The sequence below is a fragment of the Binatus soli (SeqCode) genome (assembly GCF_050015535.1).
Taxonomy (GTDB): domain Bacteria; phylum Desulfobacterota; class Binatia; order Binatales; family Binataceae; genus Binatus; species Binatus soli.
In genome coordinates, this window is sequence record NZ_JBEKBF010000009.1 from 86782 (window position 1) to 103033 (window position 16252).

Annotated in this window: 14 protein-coding genes and 1 tRNA gene; 5 read left to right on the top strand and 10 right to left on the bottom strand. The window is 62.1% G+C overall.

All coding sequences use genetic code 11. The annotated features are described in order from the left end of the window. Positions 1-11: 11 nt before the first annotated feature. Positions 12-2678 carry a valine--tRNA ligase gene (locus ABR989_RS08730; protein WP_428127614.1) on the bottom strand — a complete coding sequence of 889 codons (2667 nt, stop codon included), beginning with the start codon at positions 2676-2678 and terminating at the stop codon, positions 12-14. Positions 2679-2921: 243 nt separating this feature from the next. Between ABR989_RS08730 and ABR989_RS08735 the strand changes: the two genes are divergently transcribed. Beyond that, positions 2922-3179 (top strand): hypothetical protein, encoded by a 258-nt coding sequence (locus tag ABR989_RS08735; RefSeq protein ID WP_428127616.1) that lies wholly within the window; start codon positions 2922-2924, stop codon positions 3177-3179. Between the two features lie 59 nt (positions 3180-3238). On the opposite strand, the gene ABR989_RS08740 is transcribed toward ABR989_RS08735, so the two are convergent. After that, a tRNA-Leu gene (locus ABR989_RS08740) sits at positions 3239-3324 on the bottom strand. Between the two features lie 125 nt (positions 3325-3449). Here ABR989_RS08740 and ABR989_RS08745 point away from each other — a divergent pair. Both ABR989_RS08745 and ABR989_RS08750 read left to right on the top strand, forming a co-directional pair. Continuing rightward, positions 3450-4169, top strand: a complete 720-nt coding sequence (locus ABR989_RS08745; RefSeq protein WP_428127618.1) for a class I SAM-dependent methyltransferase — start codon at positions 3450-3452, stop codon at positions 4167-4169. A 6-nt stretch (positions 4170-4175) separates the two neighbouring features. After that, complete coding sequence (locus tag ABR989_RS08750; protein ID WP_428127619.1) at positions 4176-5033, top strand: glycosyltransferase family 2 protein; 858 nt, start codon at positions 4176-4178, stop codon at positions 5031-5033. Between the two features lie 16 nt (positions 5034-5049). On the opposite strand, the gene ABR989_RS08755 is transcribed toward ABR989_RS08750, so the two are convergent. Next, a complete protein-coding gene (locus tag ABR989_RS08755; protein WP_428127620.1) occupies positions 5050-6174 on the bottom strand; it encodes a glycosyltransferase family 4 protein in 1125 nt (374 codons plus the stop codon). A 110-nt stretch (positions 6175-6284) separates the two neighbouring features. Between ABR989_RS08755 and ABR989_RS08760 the strand changes: the two genes are divergently transcribed. Next, a complete protein-coding gene (locus tag ABR989_RS08760) occupies positions 6285-7670 on the top strand; it encodes a zinc-ribbon domain-containing protein (protein ID WP_428127622.1) in 1386 nt (461 codons plus the stop codon). A 15-nt stretch (positions 7671-7685) separates the two neighbouring features. On the opposite strand, the gene gcvH is transcribed toward ABR989_RS08760, so the two are convergent. After that, on the bottom strand, positions 7686-8075 hold the full coding sequence (gene gcvH / locus ABR989_RS08765) for a glycine cleavage system protein GcvH (RefSeq protein WP_428127623.1): 390 nt from the start codon (positions 8073-8075) through the stop codon (positions 7686-7688). A gap of 279 nt (positions 8076-8354) precedes the next feature. Between gcvH and ald the strand changes: the two genes are divergently transcribed. Further along, a complete protein-coding gene (gene ald / locus ABR989_RS08770; protein WP_428127625.1) occupies positions 8355-9461 on the top strand; it encodes an alanine dehydrogenase in 1107 nt (368 codons plus the stop codon). Positions 9462-9581: 120 nt separating this feature from the next. Here the strand turns inward: ald and ABR989_RS08775 are convergent, their stop codons facing one another. The 6 genes from ABR989_RS08775 to ABR989_RS08800 all read right to left on the bottom strand — a co-directional run bounded on the left by ABR989_RS08775 (position 9582) and on the right by ABR989_RS08800 (position 16211). Then, the gene (locus ABR989_RS08775) at positions 9582-10376 is read right to left on the bottom strand and encodes a hypothetical protein (RefSeq protein WP_428127626.1); all 795 of its coding nucleotides are present in this window, start codon (positions 10374-10376) and stop codon (positions 9582-9584) included. Then, complete coding sequence (gene aspS, locus ABR989_RS08780) at positions 10373-12166, bottom strand: aspartate--tRNA ligase (protein ID WP_428127628.1); 1794 nt, start codon at positions 12164-12166, stop codon at positions 10373-10375. The genes ABR989_RS08775 and aspS overlap by 4 nt, the downstream gene beginning before the upstream one ends. Before the next feature lie 65 nt (positions 12167-12231). Further along, entirely contained in the window at positions 12232-13488 is a 1257-nt protein-coding gene (gene hisS / locus ABR989_RS08785) for a histidine--tRNA ligase (protein ID WP_428127629.1), read from the bottom strand. 23 nt (positions 13489-13511) lie between these two features. Beyond that, positions 13512-14414: a polysaccharide deacetylase family protein gene (locus ABR989_RS08790; RefSeq protein WP_428127631.1), complete on the bottom strand. Its 903-nt coding sequence runs from the start codon at positions 14412-14414 to the stop codon at positions 13512-13514. A 119-nt stretch (positions 14415-14533) separates the two neighbouring features. Next, the gene (locus ABR989_RS08795) at positions 14534-15697 is read right to left on the bottom strand and encodes a thiolase family protein (RefSeq protein ID WP_428127632.1); all 1164 of its coding nucleotides are present in this window, start codon (positions 15695-15697) and stop codon (positions 14534-14536) included. 73 nt (positions 15698-15770) lie between these two features. Further along, positions 15771-16211, bottom strand: a complete 441-nt coding sequence (locus ABR989_RS08800) for a Zn-ribbon domain-containing OB-fold protein (RefSeq protein ID WP_428127633.1) — start codon at positions 16209-16211, stop codon at positions 15771-15773. Positions 16212-16252: the final 41 nt, after the last annotated feature.

Consider the following 16252-nt stretch of genomic DNA (forward strand, 5'->3'; position numbering starts at 1 on the left):
CCATTTAATTCTCAGTCGCCGGCGCCGAGTTCCTGAAGTTGGATGTCAAGAAGGTTTTTCTGACTATTCAATTCCTCGATTTTTAGCAGGGTTTCGGCTTTAGCTTCGTCCTTCGCGTGCAGCCAGAAGTTCCGATCTTCCCTCCGAATAATATGGCGATCCAAGTGGTGGACCACCTCGTTGCGCTTCTTCAGCAAGGTTTCCCGTAACACCTGTAGATCGAAGTTTGCTGGATGTGAGACCCATACTCGCGCGCGTGGCAATTGCTTTGGGAAAAACCCGGGGATCATTTGCGTCGACTCATCGGCCGCTTCGAGTTCGTTCAACTTTGCGAGTGTTTTTGCAAAACCCTTCCATGATACGAACAGGATCTGGTCTTGTAAGCCAATCGCCTTCCACTTCGCTTGAGCCCGCTGCCCCGGTTGCCATCCGAGCAGCGAGCGCAGCGAGTTGATGGCCTCGGTCGCCTCGATGCAGTGATTCATCGCGGTTTCTTCCGCCGCCGAAAGCGGATTCGTCACCGACGCCTCCGGATACTTCGCGATCGGCAGATGCGCTGCGAGATTCGGCTCGTCCAGATATGGCCGAATCACCTGCCAGATTTCCTCCGACACGAACGGCATGAACGGATGGATCAAGCGCAGCATCTTGTCGAATACGTTGACCAGCACCCATCGCGCGGCCGCCTGCCGTTCGCCGCCGGCCTTGAGCGGCTCCTTGGACAGCTCGATGTACCAATCGCAGAACTCGTGCCAGATGAACTGGTACAGCTTCATCGCAGCGACGTTGAATTCGTAAACGTCGATCGACCGGGTGACTTCGCGAATCGTGTCGTCGAGTCGCGACAGAATCCATCGCTCGGCCAATCCCAGCTTTGCGGTTTCGATGCGCGGGAGCGGTTGCGGCGCGCCATCGAGATTCATCATCACAAAGCGCGCCGCGTTCCAAATCTTGTTCGCGAACGCCCGCGACGCCGCGAATCTGTCGTGCGACAGGATTACATCGCGTCCTTGCGCGGCCAACTGCGCCAGCGTGAAGCGGACCGCGTCCGCCCCGTACTGTTCCATCAAATCGAGCGGGTCAACCACGTTGCCCTTCGACTTGGTCATCTTCTTGCCAAGTTCGTCGCGCACCAGCGGCGTGATGTACACGTCCTTGAACGGCGCCTTGTCCGTCAGCTCCAGTCCGAACATCATCATGCGCGCGACCCAGAAAAAAATGATGTCGAATCCCGTCAACAGCAGGCTGGTCGGGTAGTACTTCTCAAAGTCGGGCGTGTCGTCCGGCCATCCGAGCGTGGACATCGGCCACAGGCCCGAGCTGAACCAGGTGTCGAGCACGTCGTCGTCCTGGATGATGTCGGAGCCGTCGCACTCGGGGCATCGCGACGGCCGCTCGGCCGCGACAACCAGATGGTCGCATCGCGCGCATCGATAGGCGGGAATCCGATGGCCCCACCATAGCTGGCGCGAGATACACCAGTCGTGGATGTTCTCCAGCCAGTTGAAAAACGTGTTCTCCCAGAACTTCGGATGAAAGGTCGTGTCGCCCTTGCGCACCGCTTCGATCGCGCGATCGGCCATCTCCCGCATCCGCATGAACCATTGCTCGGAAAGCATCGGCTCGACGATCGTGTCGCATCGCGAGCACACGCCGACTGCGTGCGAATGCGGCTCGATCTTTTCGAGCAGCCCGGCGTGCTCGAGGTCCTTGACGATTTGCTTGCGCGCATCCTCGCGCGCGAGGCCGCGATATGCGCCCGCGTTTTCATTCATCCGCGCCATCCCGTCGAGCACCGCAATCTGGTCGAGGTCGTGACGCTTGCCCAGTTCGAAGTCGATCGGGTCGTGGGCGGGTGTAACTTTCAAGGCGCCGGTGCCGAATTCGCGATCGATCGCGGCGTCGGCAATGATCTTTATCTCGCGGCCCATCAGCGGCAGACGAATTGTCTTGCCGACGTAAGATCGGTAGCGCTCGTCGCCGGGATTCACGGCGACCGCGGTGTCACCAAGCATCGTTTCGGGCCGCGTCGTTGCGATCGTAATCGCACCCGTGCCGTCGGCAAGCGGGTAGCGAATGTACCAAAGGCTGCCCTGAACGTCTTTGTGATCGACTTCGAGATCGGACAGCGCCGTTTCGCATCGCGGGCACCAGTTGATGAGCCGCTTGGCGCGGTAGATGAGACCCTTGTTGTAAAGATCGACGAAGACTTTCGTCACGGCGCGCGAAAGACCCGGGTCCAGCGTGAAGCGCTCGCGGCTCCAGTCGCATGACGCGCCCAGCCTGCGCAACTGGTTCAGGATTCGATCGCCGTAAGTCGCGCGCCATTGCCAGACGCGATCGACGAACGCATCCCGGCCGAGCAGATGACGGTTTTGGCCATCCTTCGCAAGGTCCTTCTCGACCGCGTTTTGCGTCGCGATTCCGGCGTGATCGGTGCCGGGCAGCCACAGCGTGTTGTAACCCTGCATCCGGCGCGCGCGCACGATGATGTCCTGCAGCGAGACGTTGAGCGCGTGGCCGAGATGGAGCTGACCCGTGATGTTCGGCGGTGGAATCACGACCGAGAAGACTTTGCCCTCGCGCGCGGGATCGGCCTTGAAGTAGCCCAGCTCGATCCACTTCTGAAACCATCTTTCTTCAGCAGACTTCGAATCAAATGTCTTGGGCAAATCCACCGTGAGTATCCTGATGCCGCCGATCCTCCGATATTTTCCGCGATCCCGGAATCGCTCCGTCGAAAAAAGGGCGCGGCGCGCCCTTCGCTCAAATCATATTGTCCTCGCTGTCACCTCTCAAGCGCGCTGCTTTGAGGGCAAGGCGTCCCGTTCGATCAAATGGCTTGTAAAAGCGAGGGGGTTAATAATATCGTGCGCATGCCCGTGGGGATGGGTGAATTCGACTCCGGAGGGGAAATTTCTATGGCTGACGCGTTTCGCAAACTGGCTATGGCAGCCGCGCTTGGAACATTGCTTCTTGCGGGCGGAATGTCGGGTTGCAGCTCGATCTCCACTGACCGCGCCGATTGCAACGTCGTGAAGTTGCAGACGGAATCGGGCCGTTCCGATGCTGAGATCGCGTCGGCCATCGGCGCCAGCGTCAAAGATGTCGCAAAATGCCACGGACCTGAAAAGTCGGGCAACAAGACCTCGAATGACGCGATCCCTTCGGCCTATTGAGCCGCACCGCGACCGAGAGGCGCCAGTGAAAAGTGAAAAGTGAAAAGTGAAAAGCGGATTGGTGCGAGAGAGGGGACTTGAACCCCTACGAGCTTGCGCTCACAAGGTCCTGAGCCTTGCGCGTCTGCCATTCCGCCACTCTCGCGAGCGAGACCAAGAGTATAGCGTTTAACCGGCTGATGATTCCAATTCAAGACGGGATTCCAATATTCGCGCGGCGTCTTGAGCGCGCAGCCCCAGTGAAAAAGTGAAACACAATCTGCGGTTGCGATGAGTGACCGGGTGCGCGGCGCGATCGCGCTTGCCCCGGCGCCGGCGCCGTCATCGCTCGCGCTGGACTTGAGTGCGGGCGACGGCCTTTCGAGCCGTCTCCTTGCGGAGCGCGGATGGCGGGTAGTATCGACCGAGTATCGAACCCGCAAACCCGGCTGGGTGGCGGTCAACCTCAATCACGATCTCCCGTTTCGCCCGGCGCGCTTCGACCTGGTGATGATGCTCGAAGTGATCGAGCATCTCGCCGACATCCCGCACGCGCTCGGTGAAATAGCGCGCGTGATGCGGCCCGGCGCGGTCGCGATCGTCACCACGCCCAATCGCCTGAACGTCAGCTCGCGAATACATTACTTGCTGAGCGGCTATTACAAGGGACGGCGTGCGCCGTTGGCGTACCGCTATCGCGTCGCGGACGGCCGCAACTGGCACGTGATGGGCCTCAACGACCTGCATTGGATCGCATGGGGGGCGGGACTTCGGATGGAGGCGCTCGGGCGCAGCCGGCGCAAGTTGCGATCGCGAATCTTTGCGCCGATTCTGTGGCCGTTGATCGCGGGCTTCTCGTGGATGCTCTATGGGCGGGGCGCAAAAGAACCGGCACAGCGCAGAATCAATCGTGAGCTGCTGGGGTTCATGACCAGCGCGAGTCTGCTGATGGACGAAAATATCATCATGCGATTTCGCAAGGTGGATGGCTCCGATTCGCGTCAAGATTGAAGAGCATTGAAGACGTCTGTCATCGTCGCGACTCACGGCAGGCCCGCATCGATTCGGCGGCTGCTCGCAAGCCTCGCGCCCGAACTCGCGACTGGTTCGCGCGAGATAATCGTCGCCGAAAATGGCACGCCGGCGCCGATCGAGCTGTCGCTCGAAGGCGTGGCGCTCAAGCATCTGCACGAGCCTCGCGCCGGAAAATGCCGCATTCAGAATCGCGCAATCGCGCAGGCGGCCAGCGAAAGCGAAAGCGAAATCCTCGTCTTCCTCGACGACGATCTGATCGTCGCGCCGGGCTATCTCGAAGCGGTCGAGCAGTTCTTTGACACCCATCGCGAGTTCGCCGCGATGAAGGGGCGGATCCTCCCGGCCGAAGATCCCGAAAAAAAGGTCGGGCCGGTGGCGGTGTACCTCGACCTGCCGATCGCCGATCATGGCGAAGAAATAATCGAAGTGCGCGGAGTGCTCGGCGCGAATATGGCTTTTCGTGCAGAGGTGCTTAAACAAGTGGGATCGTTCGACGAGCGCCTCGGTCCGGGCGCGGGCGGGCACGAGGAGGAAACCGAGATGTCGCAGCGAATCCGGCGCGCGGGCTTTCGAATCGGATACGCGCCAAAGGCGCTTGTCTATCACGAAGTTGACGCCGCACGCGCCAATCGCGAACGATTCATCAGAATTGCGCGCGAGCGCGGCCGGTGCCGGATGCTGCATGAGAAGCATTCCAGCCTGGACGTGATCCTGAAGAATGTGATCGCGCTGACGCGGCTGCGGATTGCGCAGTTGACGGGCGCCGCCATCCCGAGAATCGCGCGCGAGGAACGCAGACTCGCAATCGCGCGCGGAATGTTCGACGGTCTCGGCGGCTAGAAACGCGCCGCGCGCCCTACCCTGTCGATTCAATCAGCGCGTTCAATTCGTTTGCGTAGCGCGTCCAGGTAAAGTTTTCGGCCGTCTCGCGGGCCTCACCGCCAAGACTTGCGGGCGCGTCAAACAAGGCGCCGAGACGAAGCGCGACCTCGCCCACATCGTCGGGATTGTCGACTCGAAACCCGCGCATCGAGGGCGGGATCAACTCCGCAACGCCCGAGAACACGCTGGTCATCACGGGCAATCCACTGGCCATCGCTTCCATTACGACGTTGCCGAACGGTTCGAACAGCGACGGCATCGCAAACGCGTCCGCCGCGTGAAAGATCGCCTCGACGTTGGGTTGTGGACCCGCGAAGACTACTCGAGCGCCGACGTTGAGGGCGCGAGCGCGGTGCGCGAATTTGTCGGCCGCTCGATCGGCGCCGACCACCAACAGAAACGCGCCGCCCGCGACCAGCGGCCATGCTTCGATGAGGAATCCCAATCCCTTGCGCGCGAAGCCGTTGCCGACAAAGACGACCATCCGGGCACTGGCCGGAACTGCAAACTTCCGGCGGATAGCCGCGCGCTCGGACGGATCGGCGCCGGGCCGGAAGCGATCGAGGTCGACGCCATTGTAGATCGTGACCGTTTTTTCAGGCGCGAGGCGGAATTCCCGAATCAGATCGTCGCGAACGAAATTCGACACCGCAATCGCGCGCCTCAGCCCGGGACTTCGGAAGGCCTGGCGCTCGACGAGCATCTGGACCTGATGATACGGACTGATACGCATCGCAGACGCGCCGAGCGCGCCGCGCCATCTTCGCGCCGCGCGGATGTAACTGGCGTGCGCGCCGCCGCCGGAGCGCATCACGTCGGCGCCGACGCATCGCGCGAAGCTCAGCACCAGATCGGTCCCTGCGCGGCGGGCCGCAGGCGCAGCAGTCCACGCGAATCGCATCAGGGACAGGGCGCGTCCGAGCCTTGGGCCTACGCCGACGCGATGAACATCCCGGTCGCCGGCCGCGCCACGGATCTGGTCTGCGAAAATCGTAATTTGATGGCCCGCTGCGCGCAGGTAATCCGCCGTAACGATCAAATCGCGCTCGGTCCCGCCGCCCGCGCTATCGAAACGGCGCGTCAGAAGCGCTATCCGCATTGAACGACGCTCCGCGGTATTGCCGCCGAACAGGTTTTGCGCGGTGCGCACAAAAGATGCGGGGCCCCTTGCCGTGTGATAATTTCATCGGCGGGATGTGAGGTGGGGGAATGATCGAAATTCAATGCACCAGTTGCCACACCCGCTATCGGATTGATGAACGGGTCCTGCCCGACGATACACCGACCTTCAAGTGCTCGCGATGCGGCCACGTGTTCAACGCGGACGCGGCGCCTGCAAGAGTGCGCAAAGCGGCTCCACCAGCGGCCGAGAGTGAATCGCAGCCGGCGCGCACGATCCGCCCCGCGCGGCCGCGCGCAGGCGAGCTCAAGTCTCCAGTCGAAAGCGACGTAGTCAAACGCGAGCATAGCGCGGGGCTGCGGCCGACGAATCCGCCCGAACCGCAAGTTCGCGTTCAACAATCGGATTCGGACCAGCGCGAGCCTTTCGAGCACAGGATGCCCGAGGCGCCGGCAAATGCGCCGACCGACGAGCCCGCTGATCGACGCGAGAAAGACCGGCACGAACCGCAATCCAATGATCCGCTCAATCGCCCCTTCGGCGACCGCGAGCAGAAAGCCGACACCGGCGAAAATCTGAAATTCGATTTCAGCGACGAGCGCAATGAAATCGGCGACGCGCCGCCGGAGCACGAGCTCGAGCGTCCCGAGCCCGCCGACGGCGGATGGCAGGTGGGCGATGTGCTCGATGAGTTCGAATCCCCGCCGGTTCGCCAGGCCCCGACCCTGATGGCCGAGCCGCAACCGGCCCCGCGCCCGGCGCCCAATCCGGTGCTTCGCGAGGCCGCGCCTCTGCATGCGCCGGCGCCTCGATTCGCACAGCCCCCGGCGCCGGCGAAAGCCGCGGGATTCCAACTGGGCGAGGTCGGCGACGAAGGCGCCGATGCGGCGGCGGCCGGCGGAACTCATGCGTCGGGATTTTTTCTTGCGATGTTTTTCTTCGTAGCGATCGTTTTCCTCGGTGCCAGCGCGCTCATCTGCAACGAGCCCGACGCCAGCGCGCGCATTCTCAGCCAGGCTCCGCGAATCGGCGGTTACTTCGCGCGCCCAATCGTACCGGCGATGCTGGTGGCGCTGCATGACGTCCGCTCGGAGTATTACACGCTCAAGGGCGGCCATGTCGCGCTGGTGATAAGCGGCAACGCGCAGAACGTCGGAGCGCATCCGTTGCATCTGGTCGAGATCGACGCCGATCTGATTGGCGGCGGCGCGCATCCGATCGCCAGCCGGAGCGTCGATTGCGGCAACGAGCTCTCGGCCAAGATGCTTGGCGAGATGACGCCGCGCGAAATCGAATTCTCTCAGGGGTTGAGTCCGCAGAAGGCGTTCGCGATGGAGCCATCGGCGTCGGCTCCGTTCCTGATGGTGTTCATAAATCCTCCTGCGGGCGCCGCCAAGGTTAGAATTTCGGTGTCAAAAGCCGTTGCGACGGCGACCGCTCCCGATTCCGGCGCGAGCTCCCGGCCGCCGGCCTGAATCGAGTCGCCGCGGCTATTCCTTCTCGCGTGCGAGCAGCTCCGCGTATTCATCGGCGTCCATCAGGTCTTCGAGATCGCTCAGGTCCGTGATCTTCACCTTGATCAGCCAGCCGTCACCGTACGGGTCTTCGTTGACGGTTTCGGGGCTCTCGGGCAGGTCTTCGTTGATCTCGATGACGGTTCCGGTGACGGGCGCGTAAATATCCGAGACGGCTTTGACCGACTCGACGACGCCGAACGGATCGTCCTTGCTGACCTTGTCGCCGACCGCGGGCAATTCGATATACACAATCTCGCCCAACTGGTCTTGCGCGTGATCGGTGATACCAACGGTCGCAACGATATCTTCAGTCGCGACCCATTCGTGCTCCTTCGAATATTTGAGCCCCTGCGGGATCTCCATGACTCCTCCCGAAATCGTGAGCGGTGCGCGTTTTGCAGCTGCTTCGCGCCAGGCCGATCGCGATCACATCAATGCTCATCAAGCGCAGTGGAGTCAGTCTTGTCAAGTTCCGCTTCACCCCGCCATGGGGATCGATCATGCGCGCGACTCTTGACTGTTGCGCGTCGATCGCACTAGCCGGCGCACCCGCCGCGATTGCCAGCCGCTCGCCACCCGCCGTATCGTCGAAGCCAGGCGCAAGAGATCGACCGATCGCGCGCAAGCGGAGGACCTATCTGCATGAATGTCGGAATTCCCACCGAAATCAAATCCGACGAGCGGCGCGTATCGCTGACTCCGGCGGGAGTGGCCGCGTTGCGCGCGCACGGTCATCGCGTGATGGTCCAGGCGGGGGCCGGGACCGGCAGCGGATTTGCCGACAGCGACTATCGCAAAGCGGGCGCATCGATCGTAACCGGCGCGCCCGGCGTGTGGCGCCGCGCCGACCTGATCCTGAAGGTCAAGGAACCGCAGCCGCCGGAATATCCGCTGATGCGTCCGGGGTTGATTCTTTTCACCTATCTTCATCTCGCCGCGGACCGGCGTCTTTCACGCGAGTTGATTCGCCGCCGCGTGACGGCGGTCGGCTACGAAACGATCCAGCTCGAAGACTCGAGCTTGCCGCTGCTCGCACCGATGAGCGAAGTCGCGGGCCGGCTCGCGATTCAGGCCGGCTCCTGGTGCCTGCAGGCGCGCAGCGGCGGCCGCGGCGTGCTGCTCAGCGGAGCGTCAGGGGTGCGGCCCGGCAAGGTGGTCGTTGTCGGCGGAGGAATCGCCGGACTGAACGCATGCCGAGTCGCCGCCGGCGTCGGCGCTGAAGTGACGATCATGGATATCAATCCAACGAGGCTGCGCTATTTGAGCGACCTGCTCGGCGGGCGCGTGACCACCGTGATGTCGAATCGGGCGACCGTCGACGAGGAAGTGACCAACTGCGATCTCGTGATTGGCGCGGTGCTGGTCCCGGGCGCCCGCGCGCCGCGGCTTCTAAGCGCAAAGATGGTGGCGCGGATGCGCCAAGGTGCGGCGATCGTGGATTTATCGATCGATCAAGGTGGAATCGCGGAGACCTCCGCGCCGACGACGCACGCACGGCCGACGTTCATTCGCAACGGCGTCGTGCACTACTGCGTGACCAACATGCCCGCGATGGTGCCGCACACGTCAACCTACGCGCTCACCAACGCGACCCTGACCTATGCGCTGGAGATCGCGGATCACGGGATTCTCGGGGCCGGACTGCACAACCCCGCCATTCGCCACGGACTCAACACCTTCGACGGCCATGTCGTGCATCCCGCGGTCGCGCAGGCGCTCAAGATGAAGCCGCACTCGCCGTGGGAATAGCGACAGCAGCGCAGTATTAAGCCGTTGGCACGGGCCGCGCCCCCCAACGGCGGGCGGCCTTAATACTGGGTGCAGGGGCCGCAGCCCCTGCCGCCCACCGCGCAGGTGATTCTTCCTTTGCTAATAGATGCCCTGCGGGCCGGTGTTGTAGCGCTGCTGTCCGGACTTGAGCTCGCCGTAGGTGCCGGTTTCGAAGCGCTGGACGTTTTGATTCAGGTTGAGATCGCCGTGAAGATCGGCGACCGCTTCCTTCACGCCCTCGAGCGCGATCTCATGGGCGCGCACCCAACGCCCGGAACGCTGCACGAAATTGGCGAGGTCAAACAGGTTTTGACTCAAAGCCGCCTGCGACTTGGCAAACTTCGCCGTCCATACGATTTGCCTGCTCTTGAGATCGACGAACTTGAGCGAGAACGCCACCGCAGCCGGACTTGCCGCCGAGTAATCCATCCCGACGCGTTCCTTGTAGCGTTCGATGGTGCCGTAGATCACGCCGTCGGCCGACACGTCATGGCCCAGCTTGAGCGCATTCTCATCGAGGTTCGCGATCGTGGTCGGCGCCATCTTCTGCATCACCGCCGCGACATCCTGCTCCGGGATCGGGTCCCATCCACCTGCCACCGCGACCTGGCTGTAGAGCTCGGCGCTAATCGCCTCTGCGGCTCCTGGAGCCAGCGGCTCGCCACCACCCGGGGCGGCTTCTATCATCGGCATCACCGCGATGCGATTGATGGCGAGCGTCTTGATCGAGCTCACTGCATGCGACTTCACGTCGCGGCGATTGATCGCGTCGCTGACCGCGGTGGTGGTGGAGTTAACCGCGTCCGCCGCGATCGTGGTGCATCCTGCCGCCATCCACAACGCTGCTGCCACAAGCGCCAACCGCGCGGCTCCCGCCGTCCAACCGGCTTTCATGACGTCACCTTGATCCACAGTTCCTTCAGTTGGCGCGGATCGACTTCCGACGGCGCTCCGCTCATCGGGTCAACCGCCTTTTGGGTCTTGGGGAACGCGATCACGTCGCGCAGCGACTCGGTGCCGCAAAGCATCATGCAAATCCGATCGACTCCAAAAGCGATTCCGCCATGGGGCGGCGCTCCGTATTTCAGTGCGTCCAGCAGGAAGCCGAAGCGATCGGTGGCTTCCTCGCGCGTCAGCCCCAACAATTCAAATACCTTCAATTGAAGCTCGCGGCTATGGATACGAATCGAGCCGCCGCCGAGTTCCTGGCCGTTGAGAACCATGTCGTACGCGAGTGCGCGCGCCTTGAGCGGTGCGGAATCGAGCATCGCAAGATCGTCGGGATTCGGCGCCGTGAAAGGATGGTTCACGGAAACCAGGCGCTTGTCGTCGGCGCTGAAATCGAAGAGCGGGAAATCGGTCACCCACAAAAATTTGAGATCGTCAGACTTGTCGAGACCGAATTTCGCGGCGAACTGCAAACGGATGTCACCGAGAACCGGCCGCACTTTGTCCGGCGGTCCCGCGACCATCAACAACGTATCGCCGGCCTTCAATCCGGAGGCTGCAGTCGCCGCGGCTCTCTCGCCGTCGCTCAAATACTTTGCGATCGGTCCCTGCCATCCGCCCTCGCCCGCTTTTATCCACGCCAATCCCATCGCATGGCGCGATTTCACCGACTCGGTAAGCTCGTCGAGTTCACGGCGGCTCAGCGCATGATCGCCCGGGACGTTTATTCCATATACGGATTCGGCGCGCGCGAGAATTTCCGCGAACACCTTGAACGAAGTCCCCGCAAATGCGGCCGTAAGATTTTTCAGCTCGAGCCCAAAGCGCGTGTCGGGCTTGTCGATGCCGAAGCGTTCCATCGCAACGGCATACGGCATCCGCGGGAAAGGCGGCTTCACGTCAACGTCGAGCACGTTGCGATAAACCGACGCGATCATTCCCTCCGCGATCGATTGGATATCCTGGGGCCGCGGGCACGTCATCTCGATATCGATCTGGCTGAATTCGGGCTGGCGATTCGCGCGCAAATCCTCGTCGCGGAAACATCGGGCTATCTGATAATAGCGATCGAATCCGCCGATCATCAGAATCTGCTTCAACAACTGCGGCGATTGCGGCAGCGCGTAGAATCTTCCGGGGTTCACGCGGCTCGGCACGAGGTAGTCGCGCGCACCCTCAGGCGTCGATTTGAAAAGTATCGGCGTCTCGACGTCGATGAACCCGTTTTGATCGAGATGGCTGCGAACCGCCTGCAATGCCTGATGGCGCCAGCGCAGGTTGCGCTGCATCTCGGGGCGGCGCAGATCGAGATACCGGTATTTCAGGCGGATTTCCTCGGCGGTCGCGGCGCCGTCGGTAATTTGAAACGGCAGCGGCGCCGACGCGCTCAGAGTCTCGAATGCGCTGACCAGCACCTCGATTTCGCCGGTCGGAAGCTCCGCGTTGACGGTGCCCTCGGCGCGGCGCACGACCTTGCCCTTGACCGCAACGTAAAACTCGGAGCGCGTCTCGCCGGCGGCCTCGTGGGCGGCGGCATCGTGCTTGGGATTCAGCACCAGCTGGACGATTCCGTCGCGGTCGCGAAGATCGATGAAGATAAGCCCGCCATGATCGCGCCGGGTCTGGACCCATCCCCACAGCGCAACCTCGCGGCCAACGTCGGTGGCGCGAATCGCGCCGCAGTAATCGGTTCGAGGCCAGGGCGGCAGCGGGGAATATTGGTCAGTTTTGGACATTTCCCATCACAGTTAAAAATTAGTTGTCGTCGAAGAATACCTGTGCCCGGCGGCGCAAGAAACAGTCACTCTCCGCGAGCCTCCGCAATCGCGCGGGCCGCCTCTGCCACCGCGACCTCGCGCTGCGTGCTCTGCTTCAGGTCGCGCACCTGCACGACGCCACGCGTCAGTTCGTCGTCGCCGATTATCACCGCGAAGCGCGCGCCAATCTTCGACGCGCGCGCAAGCAACGTCTTCATCTTACGCTCGGACGAGAGCATCTCGACGTTCAGATTCGCCTCGCGCAGATTGCGCGCCACGACGATCGCATGGCGCGTCGCCGCCGGCCCCATCGCAATTATCGCAGCGTCCGGCGCGGCAGTCGGCGCCAATCCGGCCGCTTGTATAGCCAGTGCCATCCGATCGACGCCGATCGCGAAACCGATTCCCGCAACCGCCGCGCCACCCATCGTCTCGACGAGCCCGTCGTATCGTCCTCCCGCCACGACCGTGCTCTGCGCACCGAGACCGCCCGCCATCACCTCAAACGCGGTGCGCGTGTAGTAGTCCAGGCCGCGCACCATGCGCGGATTGACGACGAACTGGACCTTGCCGGCGGAGGCCAGCTCTTTAACGGTATCGAAGTGTGTCCGGCATTCATCGCATAGGTAATCGAGGCTTTTAGGCGCCGACTCGGTGAGCTTCGCATCAATTTTGCAGTCGAGCAGACGCAGCGGATTGCGATCGATGCGATTGTGGCAGTCGTCGCAGAGTTCGTTCCAATGCGCGCGACCCCATTGCACGAGCGCCTCGCGAAAGGCAGGCCGGCACTTTTGGCATCCGATCGAATTAATCTCAACGGTGAACGGCACTCCGAGGTCGCGGCAGATCTCATCGATCATTATCAGGATCTCGGCGTCGCAGGCTGCGTCGGGCCGGCCGAATATCTCGACGCCGAACTGATAGAACTGCCGGTAGCGGCCCTTCTGCGGGCGTTCGCGACGGAACATCGCACCCGAATAGAACAGCCGCTGCTCGGGCTCGGTGCGATCGAACCCGGCCTCGATGTATGCGCGCACCACGCCGGGCGTGCCTTCGGGCCGAAGCGCGACGACAGTTTCGCCCTCGTCGCGATCCGTGAACGTGTACATCTGTTTTTCGACGATGTCCGAGGTTTCGCCGGTCGAGCGCAGGTAGAGTTGCGTGCGCTCGAGCACGGGAATTCGAACCTCTCTCATCGAATAGCGCTCGGCGAGCGCGCGCGCCCGCTCCTCGACGAGACTCATCGCGCGCGCGTCGGCGCCGATTAGATCTCGAAATCCTCTGAGTCGTGTCAGTTCCAAGTGGTCACACTGCTTTCAATTCATCACGCGCGAGCCGAGTTACCGCGCATCAAGTCGCGCAGTTTGCGAAAGCCGACGCGCTCGACGCCTTCATCCGCGATCAGCCGGCGCGCTTTTTCGGAAGTGAAGTACCGGAAGTCAGCCTCGCGCTGGAAAGCGTCGCGCGCACAGCTCTTGAGTTCGTCGCGAGCGAGCGCGGGGTGACACAGAATCTCACTGACGCCCGGCTGCAGAGTGCGAATAAGATTCGTCCAGTAGGATTCGGTCTCACCCACCGACGGCGGCCCGTTGAATACGAGATGATTGGGCGTAACGATTCCAAACGCGTCGAGCTGATCGAGAATCGCGCCCATCCCTCCCTCGCGCATCACGCGGCGCGACACCAGCCTGATCGGCACGCGATACTCATTGGCCAGCCTCACGTAAATCTCGTGATAGTCGAAGCGCAATTGCAATGTCCCCATGTGCGAATCGAGGTGAGTCGCATCGATTCCCGCCGCGAGCGCCTTTTCGATTTGCGCGCGCAGTTCCGCCTCCGCCTCGTCGAGGCGGGCATGCTCGTAAACCTGCGCGACGGTCTGCCATAGATACCCGCGCTCATCGACCAGCGACGGCACAGCTCGCCGCCCCAGCACCGGTCCCCACTTGTAGCGATCCCACTCCGCAGTAAGCGTGAGATGTACGCCCAGGTCGGCGGCAGGATTAGTCCGCGCGAAGTCTGCCGCCTCCTCGAACCACGGGCACGTCACAAGAATCGTTGACGACGTAAACAGGCCATCCGTCAGGCCTCGGATGACGCCCTCGTTCTGGTCATGGCACATGCCAAAATCATCCGCATTGACGATGAGCACGCGCGCGTCCGCCGCGTAGCCGAGTCGTTCAGCGGTTGTTTGCGGGCGATTGCGAATTTTTCCCTTCGGTTCCATCGAATATCTCAACCGGTCGAGTTCGAGCTTCCAAATTTATCGGCCCAATCGGGAAAGAAAAAGGGCCGCCTTTTTGGGCGGCCCTCTCTCGAAGTGCCGATTAGGCGTTGCTTCCTGAATTATACCGTAAGGATATGGATCGTGCAGGCGGAACCCAGCCCGATCACGTGGGCCTGGCCCGCCTTGGCGTTCGGCACCTGGCGCTCTTTGGCGCGATCGTCCTGCGTCAGGTGCCAAACCACCTCGCAGATATTCGCGACGCCGGTCGCACCGAGCGGATGCCCCTTCGAGAGCAAGCCGCCCGAAACGTTGACCGGAGATTTGCCGCCGAGGCTTGGATGCACGCCACCCTTCTCGTCGATGAACTTGCCGGCTTCGCCATCGCCGCACAGTCCGAGGTTTTCGTAGTGCACCAGCTCTGCCGTGGCGAAGCAGTCATGCAATTCGGTAAGCGCGATGTCCTTGGGTCCGATGCCGGCCTTCTCGTAGGCCTGCTTCGACGCGCGCCGCGTGAGCGTGCTGACGTCGGGAAGCGTGAGGTCGCGATCAGTCCACGGGTCCGAGGTGAGCACGGAAGCCGCCACTTTCGCGCGCTTGCGTCCGCCGGCGAGCTGTTTCAGCTTGTCCTCGCTGACCAAAATCGCCGCCGCCGCGCCGTCTCCGGTCGGGCAACACATATAAAGAGTGTTGGGATAGGCGACCATGCGCGCATTCATCACGTCTTCGAGCGAGACTTCGTTGCGATACTGCGAGAACGGATTCTTGGTCGCATGCTTGTGCGACTTCACCGAGATTTTTGCGAAGTGCTCCATCTTGGTGCCGTACTTGCGCATGTGCTCGATGCCCGCCTGGCCGAAGACCGCGGGCATCGTGCCGGAGCCGACCTTGCCCTCGGTCAAGTACGCGGGATCGCCGCCGCCGCCTGCCCCGCCGAGCAATCCCGCCTTGCCCATCTGCTCGACGCCAACCGCCATCGCGATGTCATACATCCCGGCCGCGACGGACATGTACGCCTCGCGAAACGCCGTTGAGCCGGTGGCGCATGCGTTCGCGACGTTGATTACCGGGATTCCGGTCTGGCCAATCTGCTGCAGGATTCTCTGTCCGACCATCGCGTTGGACTGCTGGAGATTTCCGCAGGCGAACATCTCGACGTCCTTGATTAAAATTCCGGCGTCCTTAAGCGCAAGCAGCGCCGCCGCGCCGCCGAGTTGGGGAACGGTCTTGTCGGGATAGCGTCCGAATTTGATCATCCCGGTTCCCAGAACATAAACATTTCGCATCTTGATTCCTCCTGGCGGCCCGGCCCGAAGCTCAGGTCCGTCGTAATATTGCTTGCCGCGCTTGCTGGGCGCCCTAATTCTTGCTCGGCCGGTACGAAAAGGCTATTACGTCGTGCCCTTCGCGATCCTTGGCCGCAACGCCGGTCACCAACTCAACCGGCAGGTTGAAAATCTTGTTAGGTTCCTTCTGAGCCTGCTCGGGATCGACGTCCGTCAGATTCGCGCGGACGCTGATGCCCTCGGGCAGATCGACAATCGCCGTCACATACGGCGTCTTGATTCCCGGATATGACTGATGCACGACCGAGAACACGTACACCTTGCCCTTGTCGGACAAGGTCAGCGGACTGAACTTGTCGGCCTCGCCGCACTTCGAGCATGCGACGCGCTTGGGATCGAGATAGATTGCGCCGCACGCGCACTTGATACCTTCGAGATGGGGCTTGGGCGCCAATTTCAGCCATGGAACAATTGGGCGAGGTCCCGTGTCAGTAGCTTGAGCCTGCTCAGCCATACAGATCCTCCGCACGTTACGATGATTGGTTCTATCAGAAT